Consider the following 12,259-nt stretch of genomic DNA (forward strand, 5'->3'; position numbering starts at 1 on the left):
GCGCCGCCGGCGAGCCGTCTTCCCCCTCTCGGACGGGGGCTTGCCGCCGGCTTCTGCCCGGGCTTGAGATTCATGCGCGACTCCTCTGCGTGGTCCACTCACCTGGCGCCCGAAGCCGGGCGCACTTTCCCCCAGCCACATCGGTGCGCACCTGAACCCGCTTGAGGACCCTGCGGAGATATCAACCTATTGGCGTACCGTCCGGTGGAGCAGCGGATCAGCCCTTGCGGACCGCCCGGAGCCACTCCTTGTTCATGGCGGCTATGGACGGCAGCGGAATGCCCTTCGGGCAGGCCGTGGCGCATTCGCCGGTCAGGGTGCAGCCGCCGAAGCCCTCCTCGTCCATCCGGGCCACCATGTCCAGGACGCGGGTCTCGCGCTCGGGCGAGCCCTGCGGGAGGACGTTGAGGTGGTTGACCTTGGCGGAGGTGAAGAGCATCGCCGAGCCGTTGGGGCAGGCCGCCACGCACGCGCCGCAGCCGATGCACTCGGCGTGCTCGAAGGCGAAGTCGGCGTCGGCCTTGGGCACGGCGGTGGCGTGTGCCTCGGGCGCGGCCCCGGTCGGTGCGGTGATGTAGCCGCCGGCCTGGATGATGCGGTCGAAGGCGCCGCGGTCGACGACGAGGTCCTTGACCACCGGGAAGGCCGAGGCGCGCCACGGCTCGACGTCGATGGTGTCGCCGTCGGCGAAGGACCGCATGTGGAGCTGGCAGGTGGTGGTGCGCTCCGGGCCGTGGGCGTCGCCGTTGATGACGAGGCTGCACGCGCCGCAGATGCCCTCGCGGCAGTCGTGGTCGAAGGCGACCGGGTCCTCACCGCGCAGGATGAGGTCCTCGTTGAGGGTGTCGAGCATCTCCAGGAAGGACATGTCCTTCGAGATGCCGTCGACCTCGTAGGTGGCCATGGCGCCGGGTGCGTCGGGCTTCTGCTGGCGCCAGACGCGCAGGGTGAGCTTCATGCGTAGCTCCGCTGGGTGGGGTGGACGTACTCGAAGACGAGGTCTTCCTTGTGCAGGACGGGTGCGGCGCCGGTGCCGCCGAACTCCCAGGCCGCGGCGTACGAGAACTCCTCGTCGCGCCGCTCGGCCTCGCCGTCCGGGGTCTGGGACTCCTCGCGGAAGTGGCCGCCGCAGGATTCGGCGCGGGCGAGCGCGTCGAGGCACATCAGCTCGGCGAGTTCCAGGTAGTCGACGATGCGGTTGGCCTTCTCCAGCGACTGGTTGAACTCCTCGCCGCTGCCCGGGACCTTGATGCGCCGCCAGAACTCCTCGCGGATCTGCGGGATCCGGTCGAGCGCCTTGCGCAGCCCCTCTTCGGTGCGGGCCATCCCGCAGTACTCCCACATGAGTTCGCCGATCTCGCGGTGGAAGGAGTCCGGGGTGCGGTCGCCGTCGACGGCGAGCAGCTTCGCGAGCCGTTCGCGGGTCTCGCGTACGGCGGCCAGGGCCTCGGGGTGGTTGTCGTCCACGTCCGCGTGGTGCGGGTGGCGGGCCAGGTAGTCGTTGATCGTGGAAGGGAGCACGAAGTAGCCGTCGCCGAGGCCCTGCATCAGCGCGGAGGCGCCGAGGCGGTTGGCCCCGTGGTCGGAGAAGTTGGCCTCGCCGATCGCGAACAGGCCCGGGACGGTGGTCTGGAGGTCGTAGTCGACCCACAGACCGCCCATCGTGTAGTGCACGGCGGGGTAGATCCGCATGGGGACCTCGTACGGGTTCTCCGCGGTGATCCGCTCGTACATCTCGAAGAGGTTGCCGTACTTCTCGGCGACCTTGTCCCGGCCCATGCGGCGGATGGCGTCGGCGAAGTCGAGGTAGACGCCCTGGCCGCCGGGGCCGACGCCGCGGCCCTCGTCGCAGACGTTCTTGGCGGCGCGGGAGGCGATGTCGCGGGGCACGAGGTTGCCGAAGGAGGGGTAGATCCGCTCCAGGTAGTAGTCGCGCTCCGCCTCGGGGATCTCGGCGGCGGGGCGGTCGTCGCCCTTGGCCTTGGGCACCCAGATGCGGCCGTCGTTGCGCAGGGACTCGCTCATCAGGGTGAGCTTGGACTGGTGGTCGCCGGTGCGCGGGATGCAGGTGGGGTGGATCTGGGTGAAGCAGGGGTTGGCGAAGTACGCGCCGCGCCGGTGCGCCCGCCAGACGGCGGTCGCGTTGGAGTTCATGGCGTTGGTGGAGAGGTAGAAGACGTTGCCGTAGCCGCCGCTCGCCAGCACCACCGCGTCGGCGTAGTGCGTGGAGATCTCGCCGCTGATCAGGTCGCGGGCCACGATGCCGCGCGCCACTCCGTCGACCACGATCAGGTCGAGCATCTCGGTGCGGGCGTGCATCTCGACGTTGCCGGCGGCGATCTGCCGGGACAGCGCCTGGTAGGCGCCGAGGAGCAGCTGCTGGCCCGTCTGGCCGCGGGCGTAGAAGGTGCGGGAGACCTGGACTCCGCCGAAGGAGCGGGTGTCGAGGAGGCCGCCGTACTCGCGGGCGAAGGGGACGCCCTGGGCCACGCACTGGTCGATGATCTCGACGGAGATCTGGGCGAGGCGGTGGACGTTGGACTCGCGGGCGCGGAAGTCGCCGCCCTTGACGGTGTCGTAGAAGAGGCGGTGTACCGAGTCTCCGTCGTTGCGGTAGTTCTTGGCGGCGTTGATGCCGCCCTGGGCGGCGATGGAGTGGGCGCGGCGCGGCGAATCGCTGAAGCAGAACTGGACCACGTGGTAGCCCTGCTCGGCGAGGGTCGCGCCGGCGGCACCGCCCGCCAGGCCGGTGCCGACGACGATGATGGTGTGCTTCCGGCGGTTGGCCGGATTCACGAGCTTGGCCTCGAAGCGGCGGCGGTCCCAGCGGTCCGCGATCGGTCCTTCGGGGGCCTTGGTGTCGGCGATCGGCTCGCCGGTGGTGTAGTGCGCGTAGTCGCTCATGGTCAGTTCACCACTCCGGTCATCACGGCGACGGGGACGGACACGAAGCCCGCGAAGAGGACGAGGGCGAGGGCGTGGGCCAGGAACTTCAGCGTCCGCTCGCGCCGGGCGTTGCCCGCGCCGAGGGTCTGGGCGGCGCTCCAGAAGCCGTGCCGGATGTGCAGGCCGAGGGCCGCCATCGCCACGATGTAGATGGCGTTCCCGTACCAGGTGGAGAAGGTGGCGAGGACGTTCTCGTACGGGTGGCCCGCCCAGGCGCGCTCGTTCACGGTGAGCGTGGTGAGGTCGAGCAAGTGCCAGACGATGAAGAGGGCGAGGATGATGCCGCCCCAGCGCATGGTGCGGGTGGCGTAGCTCGCGCGGCGGCGCTTGTGGGCGTACTTGACCGGGCGGGCCTGCCGGCCGCGGCGGCTGAGCTGGTAGGCGGACACGGCGTGCGCGACGACCGCGGCGAGGAGCACCACGCGGACGATCCACAGGGCCCACTCGTGGTGGAGGAAGGGCGAGCCGAGGGTGCGCAGCCAGTGGGCGTAGCCGTTGAACTCCTCAGCCCCGAAGAAGATCTTCAGGTTGCCGAGCATGTGCACGACGAGGTAGCCGAGCATGATCAGGCCGGAGACGGCCATCACGGACTTCTTGCCGACGGAGGAGTCCCAGATCGTGCGCGTGGTGGACGGCCGTCGACCCGTCCGCGTTGCCAAAGCCATGACACCGACGGTAGGGACCAACGTCCCGAAAGGTCCAAGACATGATGGAGCTGATCTCCATAGGGATTGACTATGAGGGGCGTATCCTGGGCCGATGCAGTTCCAGCAGCTTCTGTACTTCGTCGCCGTCGCCGAGACCCGGCACTTCACCCGGGCCGCGGAGCGGGTGCACGTGGCCCAGCCCTCGCTCTCCCAGCAGATCAAGGCACTGGAGCGGGAGCTGGGGGCCGAGTTGTTCAGCCGGGCGCGGGGCAACATCGCGCTGACGGACGCGGGCGAGGCCCTGCTGCCGCTGGCCCGGCGGATCCTGGCGGACGCCGACACGGCGCGGCTGGAGGTGCAGGAGCTGGCGCAGCTGCGGCGCGGGCGGGTGCGGCTCGGGGCCACGCCGAGCGTGTGCACGGGCCTGCTCCCGGACGTCCTGCGGGCCTTCCACGCCGCCCATCCGGGGATCGAGCTGCTGATCGAGGAGAGCGGTTCGCTCGACCTCGTACGGGAGCTGGCGCGCGGAGCGCTGGACCTGGCTTTGATCGCGCTGCCGCTGCCGCCCTCGGCTCCGGCACTGACCACGGTGGAGCTGCTGACGGAAGACCTGGTGGTGGTCTCCTCGACGGACCGGCCGGCGCCGGGCGGGGGCCGGGAGCTGACCATCTCGGGGCTGCGGGACGAGCCGATGGTGATGTTCCGGCACGGATACGACCTGCGGGAGCTCACCGTGACGGCCTGCCGCGCGGAGGGCTTCGAGCCCGTGTTCACGGTGGAGGGCGGCGAGATGGACGCGGTCCTCGGCTTCGTGCGGGCGGGGTTGGGCCTCGCGGTGGTTCCGGCCATGGTGGTCGACCGCGCCGGCCCCGGCCTGCGGGCGACCCCCCTCGCCGGCTCCCCGCTCCGCCGCACGATCGCCCTGGCCCACCGCACGGACGTGGCTCCCCCGCGCGCGGCGCGCGAGCTGAAGCGGATGCTGGTGGGCTGAAGCCGACGCCGGTCAGGCGCTCGGGCGTATGGGCAGGGCCCGGTCGAGGCCGCCGGCGAGCATTCCGAACGCGGCGTCCGCGTCGGCGACGGCCCCCGGGTGGGCCTCGTCGGCACTCTGGCCGGAGTCGATCCGGCGGTGGTTCTCGCGGCCGAGCTCGTGGCGGACGGTCACCAGGTGCAGCGCCGCGAGGCGGGCGGTGAGCGGCGCCACCGACTCCGCTTCGAGCGCGGCGGCGAGCAGTTCCACCTCGCGGGCGGTGTAGCGGGCGAGGCGGGACTCCAGGCTCGCCGTGGAGTAGAGCAGCCGCTGGAAGTCGAGGACGTTGGGGTGGTCGCAGAGCCCGGTGATCGGGTCCCGCCGGTCGAGGGCCTCCACGAAGTGCGCGTGCAGGGCGGCGACCGGGCCCTGCCCCCCGGGCCGCTCGCGCACGATCCGGGCCGCTTCGTCCTGATGGTCGGCGAAGCGGTCCAGCACCAGGTCCTCCTTGCTGGGGAAGTACCGGAACAGCGTGGGTTTGGAGACCTCGGCCGCGGCGGCGACGTCCGCCACCGACACGGCGTCGAAGCCCCGTTCCAGGAAGAGTTCCAGCGCCGTGGCCGCCAGCAGGCGACGCGTACGGAGCTTCTTGTTCTCGCGCAGACCCGTCGTGTTGTCCATGCCTCACAGCGTACCACGGATTCGTGACCGAGTAATTTTTTTAACCGGGTTGCTTTTTCTTTGCGGAGGCGCTTTCCTTGAGGCAACAACGCGACGACAACGCGACGAGAGGACTTCCGATGACCGACGTGGTGATCGTGGGCTCCGGCCCCACCGGATTGACCCTGGCGTGCGACCTGGCCCTGCGCGGCATCGCCGTCCGGATCCTCGAGCGGCGCTCCGCGCCGCACCGCGAGTCCCGGGGCAAAGGCCTCGACCGCGGCAGCCTGGAGGTCTTCGCGCGGCTCGGCACCGCCGAGCGGCTCTCCGCCACCGGCACCCGGGGCCTGGTCCTGCGCAAGTACTTCGACGGCGCCCACGTCAAGGACACGCCCGCGGGCGACGGCCTCCTCATCGGCCAGTGGCAGGTCGAGGAGGCGCTGCGCGAGCGGCTGGCCGGCCTGGGGGTCCCCGTCGAGTACGGGGTCGAGGTCGTCGGGATCGAGCAGGACGCGGCGGGGGTCACCGCACGACTGGCGGACGGCCGCCCCGTCCGCGCCCGGTACGCGGCCGGATGCGACGGCGGCCACAGCACCATCCGCAAGATGCTCGGAATCCCCTTCGAAGGGCACACGGCGGAGACGGAGACGATGGTCCTCGGGGACGTGACGGCGCCGGGCCTGAGCCGCGACTACTGGCACCAGTGGTTCACCTCGGACGGCGGCGGGATGCTGCTCTGCCCGATGCCGGGGACCGAGACGTTCCAGCTGCAGGCCTCGCCGGAGCCGGACGAGCACGGCGGGCTGCTGCCGCCCTCCCTGGAGAGCTTCCAGCGGCTCTTCGACCGCCACGCCAGGATGCCGGGCATCCGGCTGGCGGAGCCGACGTGGCTCTCGGCCTGGCGGATCAACGTCCGCATGGCCGACCGGATACGCGAGGGCCGGGCCTTCCTCGCGGGGGACGCGGCGCACGTCCACCCCATAGCCGGCGGGCTGGGCATGAACACCGGGATCCGGGATGCGGCGGCCCTCGGCCGGACCCTGGCCGCAGCCTTCTCCGGCCCCTCGGGGGAGGACGTACTCGACGCGTACGAGGCGGAGCGCCTGCCGGTGGCCGCCGAGCTGCTGGCCGACACCTCCCGGCGGATGGAGCGGGTCATGGCAGCCGTCCGCGAGCCGGGCGTCGGAACGGAGGCCGGCATGGTGTGAACGGCGGGCCGCCCGCCGCCCGCCGTCCTGCGGCGAGCGGCCGGGTCGGGTCGGCGGGCGGCCGGCGGCGGGCTCCGCCGTCAGGAGGCGGTGGGGACGGCGTCCGAGAGGGAGAGGGTGTGGATGCGGTCGGGGGCGCCGGGTCGGGCGTAGTACCAGCCCTGCGCGGTGTCGCAGCCGAGGTCGCGCAGCTGGGCGGCCTGGGCTCCGGTCTCCACGCCCTCGACGGTGACGGCGAGTTCGAGGCTGTGGGCCAGGGCGACGATCCCCTCCACGATCTTGACGTCGACCGGGTCGGCCGGGCTCTGCTGCATCCCCTGGGTGAAGGAGCGGTCCAGCTTCAGGACGCTGACCGGGAGGCGGCGCAGGTTGGCCAGGTTCGAGTAGCCGGTGCCGAAGTCGTCGAGAGCGATGTCCACGCCCAGGGCGGCGAGCCGGCGCAGTGGTTCGAGGAGTTCGTCGTCGGCACCTATCAGCGCCGATTCGGTGACCTCCAGGCACAGCGCGCCCGGAGCGAGGCCCGACTTCTCCAGCACGGCGACCGTGTCGGCGACCAGGCCGGGGTGGTGCAGCTGGGTCGGCGAGAGGTTGACGTTGATCCGCAGGGAGGAACCGCCGTGCTGACTCTGCCAGTTGCGGGCCTGGCGGACGGCCTCCTCCAGGACCCAGCGGCCGAGCGGCACGATCAGGCCGGTGCGCTCCGCGAGCGGGATGAAGCGGTCCGGCCCGAGGACCCCGTACTGCGGGTGGGACCAGCGCACCAGCGCCTCGGCCCCGTGCACGCTGCCGTCGTGCATGTGGACCAGCGGCTGGTACTCGATGAAGAACTCGCCGCGCTCCAGTGCCGCCGGCAGGGCGTTGGTCAGTCCGTGCCGGGTGATGGCCCGGGCGTCGGCCTCGGCGTCGGCGAATTCGAACCGGTTGCCGCCGGCCGCCTTGGCCCGGTACATCGTGATGTCGGCGCTGCGGAGCACCTCCGCCGGGGTGCGTTCGCCGGCCGGGCCCTCGACGATGCCGATGCTGCCGCGGACCGACAGCTCACGGCCCTCCAGCCGGATCGGCGTGGACAGGGCGGACAGGATGCGGACCGCGAGGTCGGCGGCCTTCTGCTCGGTGTCGGATCCGGTGGTCAGGGCGACGAACTCGTCGCCGCCGAGGCGGGCGACGACCTCGCCGGGGCCGGTCGCGCAGCTCTGCAGCCGGTCGGCGACCTCCACCAGCAGCCGGTCCCCCGCCGAATGGCCGAGGCTGTCGTTGACCGTCTTGAACCCGTCGAGGTCCAGGTAGCACAGGCCGAAGCGGCTGCCCCCGCTTCCGCTCAGGGCCTTCTCCAGCCGTTCGAAGAAGAGCGTCCGGTTGGGCAGTCCGGTCAGGGCGTCGTGGGTGGCCTCGTAGCGGAGGCGCAGGTTGAGCAGCCTGCGTTCGGTGGTGTCCTCGATCAGGGCCAGCTGGTACTGCGGCATCCCCTCGGCGTCACGGAGCAGCGACACCGTCAGGTTGGTCCACAGCACGGTGCCGTCGTGGCGGTAGTACGGCTTCTCCACGCGGTAGCTCTCCCGCTCGCCGCGCACCAGTTCGCCGTACATCCGCCAGACGTGCGGGGTGTCGTCCGGGTGTCCCCACTCGCTGACCTTGCGGCTGCGGACGTGCCCTTCCATGCCGCCGAACATCTGCAGCAGCGCGTCGTTGGCCTCCAGGAGGTTGCCTTCGAGGTCGGCGATGCCGATGCCGACGGCGGCCCCCTCGAAGACGGCCCGGAAGCGCTCCTCGCTCGCGTGCAGGGCCTCCTGGGCGTCGCTGCGGGCCGTGAGCGCGGAACGGGCGATGGCCTCCTGCTCCCTGAGGGTGCGCTCGCGCAGGGCGCGGGCGAAGCCCGCGGCGATCCCGTGCTGGAGCCGGGCGCAGCGGGCCCGGTACTCCTCGGTGCCCTGGGCGCCCGAGCCGCAGTAGAGCACCAGGTACGACTCGACCACGCCGAGGGTGCCGGCGAGGGCCTCCGGGTCGGTGCAGTGCACGGCGACGAGTTCGGCGCCGACCCGCTGGCCGACGGCGGCGTCGAACGGCCGGGCGTGCAGGGCCTCGACGAGGGTCACGGTGAGCGGTACGAGGTGCCGCTCGAACTCGGTCCGCGTCAGCGAGGTCGCCGTGAAGGGGAAGATCGCCCGCCCCCAGATGGTCGCGAAGCGGGCGATCCGGTCCTCCAGCCCGCCCTGCGGGGCCGTTCCGGGATCGGCTGCCGGTGGCGCGCACCGGTCCGCCGGGGCGGCCACCGGTTCGGTGCCGGGTGCGGCGGAGGGAGCGGCGGCGTCCGCAGCGCCCGCCGTCTGTGCCGGGAGTCTCACGCCTTGCGTCCCACCCCGGCGAAGCCCGAGAAGGCGTACGGGTCCTCTGGCGCCTCGCCTTCCTCCGTGCCCTCGGCGCCGTCCGGGCGCCAGTCGGGCATGGCCACCAGCCCGGGCTCCACCAGCTCGAACCCGTCGAAGAAGCCGCGGATCTCCTCCCCGGTCCGCATGACGAGCGGGTTGCGGATGTCCCGGTAGACGCCGACGGCTCCGCCCGCGACCTCTTCCGTGAGCGGGATCCCCTCGTAGGAGGCGTGCGTGAGGATCAGCAGGCTGCCGGGGGCCAGCGCGTCGCGCAGCTCGGCCACGGCGGCGTACGGCTCGTCCGCGTCCTCCAGGAAGTGCAGGACGGCGACGAGGAGCAGGGCGACCGGGCGGTCCGGGTCGATCAGCCGGCCGACCTCGGGGGCGGTCAGGATGTCCTTCGGCTTGCGCAGGTCGGCGGCGACGACGCCGGTGCGTTCGTCGCCTTCCAGAACGGCCCGGCTGTGTGCGACGGCCACCGGGTCGTGGTCGACGTAGACCACGCGCGCCTCGGGGCTGGCGGCATGGGCGATCTCGTGGACATTGCCGAAGGTGGGGATGCCGGAGCCGATGTCGAGGAACTGCGTGACGCCCTCGGCGACGGCGTGCCGGACGGCGCGGCGCATGAATGCCCGGTTGGCCTGCATGATCTTGGGCAGGCCCGGCATGAATTCCATGGCGCGGCGGGCCGCCTGGCGGTCGACCTCGAAATTGTGGGAGCCGCCCAGGTAGTAATCGTAGATGCGGGACACGCTCGGCACCGATATGTCGATGCCTGGCGGGGCCCAGGCGGGGCGCTCCATCGGGTCTCCAAGCCTTGATCCTACGGCGGTCCGTGCGGGGTCGGACTCCTGTCCGAGCTGAATCTACTGATCATTCCCCAACAGGGCGAGCAAAAGCGGAAATTGCCGATCCGTTCTTCGTCACACACCAAAGGCACGGGACCGGCCCGGCAGGGCGATTGATCGTTACCGACAAATCCCTTTTGGGAATTGCCCGCTGGGCGATCGGAGTCGCCCTGCGAGCGACCCACCACTGGCTCAAACCTCTACGGTCGGCACTCCACCCGTTCAGGCGAACCACGGCCGACCCCCGCGTGCGCGGGCACGCCCGGGCCCATGATCCCCGGGTGAACAAAGCCTGTGACAGGCGCCTGCTGGTGGTTCCGGTCCTGCTGTGGGCGGCCCTGTCCGCCACCCCGGCCGTGGCCGATAGCTGCGCCTACGCGACGACCGGATCCGGCGACGGCGCGGCCGCCGCCACCGTGGTCGCGGTGGCCGGCGGCGGGGGCCGCGGAGGCGGCCCGGGTGGCGGACATCACGGCGGTGACCACCCCGGCGGCCACGGGGGAGGGCACGGCACGGGCCACGGAGGGGGCCATCACGGCGGACACCACTGCCCGCCCCCGCCTCCCCCGCCGTGTCCGCCGAAGCCGACGCCCACCCCGACGCCACCGCCGAAGCCGACTCCGCCACCGCCGCCGAAGCCCACCCCACCGCCCGAGCCGGCGCCGCCACCGCCGCCCGAGCCGGCGCCCCCACCCGTACCGAAACCCGTACCGAAACCCGTACCGAAGCCGGTCCCGCCCGCTCCGGCCCCGCCGAAGCCGGCGCCCGCGCCTCCCCGGGTGGTCGAGGCACCCCCGCCGCCACCCGCGCCCACCCCCGCGGCGGCCCCGAAACCGGTGGCCCGCCCGGCGTACCACGCGGCGGCCCGCAAGCCGGTCGAGCACCACGTCTCGCCGGTGACCTTCACCCTGCTCACCGCGGCTCCGGCGGTGCTCGCGATCGTCGCGCTGCGCCCCCGCTAGCTCCGCCGCCCCACCCGTGACCGATTGGGAGTCATCTTGTCGGAATGGCTCGTCCTGTCCCTCGCGATGGCCGCGGCCTGTGCCGTGGTGCTCTCCATCGCCTTCTTCAACCACAGCAGGATCGGCGAGGACGACGATCCGAACGAAACCCCGGACGTCATCGAGTACATGACGATGATGATCGGCGTGATCTACGCGATCGTGCTGGGCCTGGCCATCGCCGGTGTCTGGGAGGGCCGCGGCGCCGCCCAGGAGTACGTGCGCCAGGAGGCGCAGGCCCTGCACGAGATCAGCACCCGCTCCGAGGTCTACCCGGCCGAGGTGCGCCGGAAGATCCGCTCCGACGTCGACGCGTACGTGACGTACGTGGTGGACACGGAGTGGAAGGCGATGGCCGACCGGGGCGACCTCACGGACCGCAGCGGGGAGCTGCTGGAACGTATCCGCCGGGACGTCACCGACTACGAACCGCAGACCGACCACGAGGGGCAGGCCTATCAGCCGCTGGTCGACCAGGTCGCGCTGGTGGACGACGCCCGCAGTGCGCGCGGCCAGAGCGCCGGGGCGACCATGCCCGGGGTGGTCTGGTTCGGGCTGATCACCGGCGCCCTGGTGACGGTGGGCCTGATCTTCACCCTCCAGATCCGGCGGTCCTTCCGGGAGTTGCTGCTGGCAGGGCTGTTCAGTGCGCTGATCGCCTTCCTGCTGTTCCTCATCTGGGACTTCGACGCGCCCTTCGGGCGCGGGATCGCGGCCACCGCGGAACCGTTCTTCGCACAGTTCCCGCATCTGGGCCTGGACGACTGACGCGACGGCCGGCACGGGCAAACCGGGGGCGGGCCTCCCGTCCCCGGTTCGGCCTACGGCCGTGACCCATTCGCCCGGCCCTGATCGCGGGTCCCCGCACCCGCGCCTAGCGTGTCGGACATCGAGGCGCACGACCCCCCACGTGCGGAAACCGTTCCGCGGCTGCTCCTCGGAGATCCGGAGAATCAACCATGGGTGCGATACGTTCCTCCCTCATAGCCCTGCTGGGCGTCGGCGCCACGGGCGCCGTCATCACGCTCGGCGTCCTCGGCGCGCCCGCCGCGCCCGCCGCCGAGGCCCAGGTCACCTCGTTCGGCTTCAGCGTCACCCCGCCCACGGTCTCCCCCGGCGGCCAGACGCTGCTGTCCGTCACCGGCTGCAACGCGGCCTACGCCACCGCCTCCTCCGGGGTCTTCGACACCGTGAGCATCGCCCGCGGCCAGACCGTGCGGGTCACGGTGGACCGGGACGCCCGGCGCGGGGCGGTGTACTCCGTCTCCTTCACCTGCAACGGGGAGACCGGCTCGGCCGACCTGACGATCGCCGGCGGCACCTCCCGGCCGACCACCAGTTCCACCCGGGGAGCCACCGCTCCCCCGCGCATCGCCCCCACCAACGCCACCGCCCGGGGCGTCCAGGGCGGCCTCGGCGGCAGCGTGGCGGGGATGAACCCCCTCGAACTCGGTGCGGGTGCGGCCCTCCTCCTCGCGGCCGTGGGCGGTACCGCGTACGTGGTGCGCCGCCGCGGAAGCGGCAGCCGTGGCCATTGAGCCGCCGTACCGTCCCGCCACCCGCCCGCCTCGCCTTCCCGCCTTCCCAACCGCCGGTCGCCCCGAGTCCTGGCC

Annotated in this window: 11 protein-coding genes; 5 read left to right on the top strand and 6 right to left on the bottom strand. The window is 72.1% G+C overall.

From position 1 onward, the window contains the following. Positions 1–217: 217 nt before the first annotated feature. From ACFTXQ_RS32820 to ACFTXQ_RS32830, 3 genes are read right to left on the bottom strand one after another with little or no spacing between them, the layout of a single operon-like run. Positions 218–958: a succinate dehydrogenase/fumarate reductase iron-sulfur subunit gene (locus ACFTXQ_RS32820; RefSeq protein WP_382648114.1), complete on the bottom strand. Its 741-nt coding sequence runs from the start codon at positions 956–958 to the stop codon at positions 218–220. After that, positions 955–2,904 carry a fumarate reductase/succinate dehydrogenase flavoprotein subunit gene (locus ACFTXQ_RS32825; protein ID WP_382648117.1) on the bottom strand — a complete coding sequence of 650 codons (1,950 nt, stop codon included), beginning with the start codon at positions 2,902–2,904 and terminating at the stop codon, positions 955–957. The genes ACFTXQ_RS32820 and ACFTXQ_RS32825 overlap by 4 nt, the downstream gene beginning before the upstream one ends. Before the next feature lie 2 nt (positions 2,905–2,906). Beyond that, positions 2,907–3,611, bottom strand: a complete 705-nt coding sequence (locus ACFTXQ_RS32830; RefSeq protein WP_382648120.1) for a succinate dehydrogenase cytochrome b subunit — start codon at positions 3,609–3,611, stop codon at positions 2,907–2,909. Between the two features lie 94 nt (positions 3,612–3,705). Between ACFTXQ_RS32830 and ACFTXQ_RS32835 the strand changes: the two genes are divergently transcribed. Then, positions 3,706–4,584: a LysR family transcriptional regulator gene (locus ACFTXQ_RS32835; RefSeq protein WP_382648123.1), complete on the top strand. Its 879-nt coding sequence runs from the start codon at positions 3,706–3,708 to the stop codon at positions 4,582–4,584. A 12-nt stretch (positions 4,585–4,596) separates the two neighbouring features. Here ACFTXQ_RS32835 and ACFTXQ_RS32840 read toward each other — a convergent pair whose 3' ends face one another. Next, the gene (locus tag ACFTXQ_RS32840) at positions 4,597–5,244 is read right to left on the bottom strand and encodes a TetR family transcriptional regulator (protein ID WP_382648126.1); all 648 of its coding nucleotides are present in this window, start codon (positions 5,242–5,244) and stop codon (positions 4,597–4,599) included. A gap of 119 nt (positions 5,245–5,363) precedes the next feature. Between ACFTXQ_RS32840 and ACFTXQ_RS32845 the strand changes: the two genes are divergently transcribed. After that, the gene (locus ACFTXQ_RS32845) at positions 5,364–6,431 is read left to right on the top strand and encodes an FAD-dependent monooxygenase (protein ID WP_382648129.1); all 1,068 of its coding nucleotides are present in this window, start codon (positions 5,364–5,366) and stop codon (positions 6,429–6,431) included. 80 nt (positions 6,432–6,511) lie between these two features. Here ACFTXQ_RS32845 and ACFTXQ_RS32850 read toward each other — a convergent pair whose 3' ends face one another. Both ACFTXQ_RS32850 and ACFTXQ_RS32855 read right to left on the bottom strand, forming a co-directional pair. Next, entirely contained in the window at positions 6,512–8,635 is a 2,124-nt protein-coding gene (locus ACFTXQ_RS32850) for a putative bifunctional diguanylate cyclase/phosphodiesterase (RefSeq protein ID WP_382648142.1), read from the bottom strand. Between the two features lie 134 nt (positions 8,636–8,769). After that, a complete protein-coding gene (locus ACFTXQ_RS32855) occupies positions 8,770–9,600 on the bottom strand; it encodes an SAM-dependent methyltransferase (RefSeq protein ID WP_382648132.1) in 831 nt (276 codons plus the stop codon). A 326-nt stretch (positions 9,601–9,926) separates the two neighbouring features. Between ACFTXQ_RS32855 and ACFTXQ_RS32860 the strand changes: the two genes are divergently transcribed. The 3 genes from ACFTXQ_RS32860 to ACFTXQ_RS32870 all read left to right on the top strand — a co-directional run bounded on the left by ACFTXQ_RS32860 (position 9,927) and on the right by ACFTXQ_RS32870 (position 12,184). Further along, positions 9,927–10,607, top strand: a complete 681-nt coding sequence (locus ACFTXQ_RS32860) for a hypothetical protein (protein WP_382648135.1) — start codon at positions 9,927–9,929, stop codon at positions 10,605–10,607. A 36-nt stretch (positions 10,608–10,643) separates the two neighbouring features. Then, positions 10,644–11,414 carry a hypothetical protein gene (locus ACFTXQ_RS32865; protein ID WP_382648137.1) on the top strand — a complete coding sequence of 257 codons (771 nt, stop codon included), beginning with the start codon at positions 10,644–10,646 and terminating at the stop codon, positions 11,412–11,414. Positions 11,415–11,605: 191 nt separating this feature from the next. After that, entirely contained in the window at positions 11,606–12,184 is a 579-nt protein-coding gene (locus ACFTXQ_RS32870; RefSeq protein WP_382648140.1) for a hypothetical protein, read from the top strand. Positions 12,185–12,259: the final 75 nt, after the last annotated feature.

Origin of the sequence: Streptomyces sp. NPDC057010 (assembly GCF_042673805.1) — a bacterium.
In the GTDB taxonomy this organism is placed as follows: domain Bacteria; phylum Actinomycetota; class Actinomycetes; order Streptomycetales; family Streptomycetaceae; genus Streptomyces.

Bases quoted from the DNA above. Each gene is read 5' to 3' on its own strand.
- ACFTXQ_RS32870 (WP_382648140.1), top strand. From the start codon at position 11,606: ATGGGTGCGATACGTTCCTCCCTCATAGCCCTGCTGGGCGTCGGCGCC.
- ACFTXQ_RS32820 (WP_382648114.1), bottom strand. From the start codon at position 958: ATGAAGCTCACCCTGCGCGTCTGGCGCCAGCAGAAGCCCGACGCACCC.
- ACFTXQ_RS32835 (WP_382648123.1), top strand. From the start codon at position 3,706: ATGCAGTTCCAGCAGCTTCTGTACTTCGTCGCCGTCGCCGAGACCCGG.
- ACFTXQ_RS32830 (WP_382648120.1), bottom strand. From the start codon at position 3,611: ATGGCTTTGGCAACGCGGACGGGTCGACGGCCGTCCACCACGCGCACG.
- ACFTXQ_RS32845 (WP_382648129.1), top strand. From the start codon at position 5,364: ATGACCGACGTGGTGATCGTGGGCTCCGGCCCCACCGGATTGACCCTG.
- ACFTXQ_RS32840 (WP_382648126.1), bottom strand. From the start codon at position 5,244: ATGGACAACACGACGGGTCTGCGCGAGAACAAGAAGCTCCGTACGCGT.
- ACFTXQ_RS32825 (WP_382648117.1), bottom strand. From the start codon at position 2,904: ATGAGCGACTACGCGCACTACACCACCGGCGAGCCGATCGCCGACACC.
- ACFTXQ_RS32855 (WP_382648132.1), bottom strand. From the start codon at position 9,600: ATGGAGCGCCCCGCCTGGGCCCCGCCAGGCATCGACATATCGGTGCCG.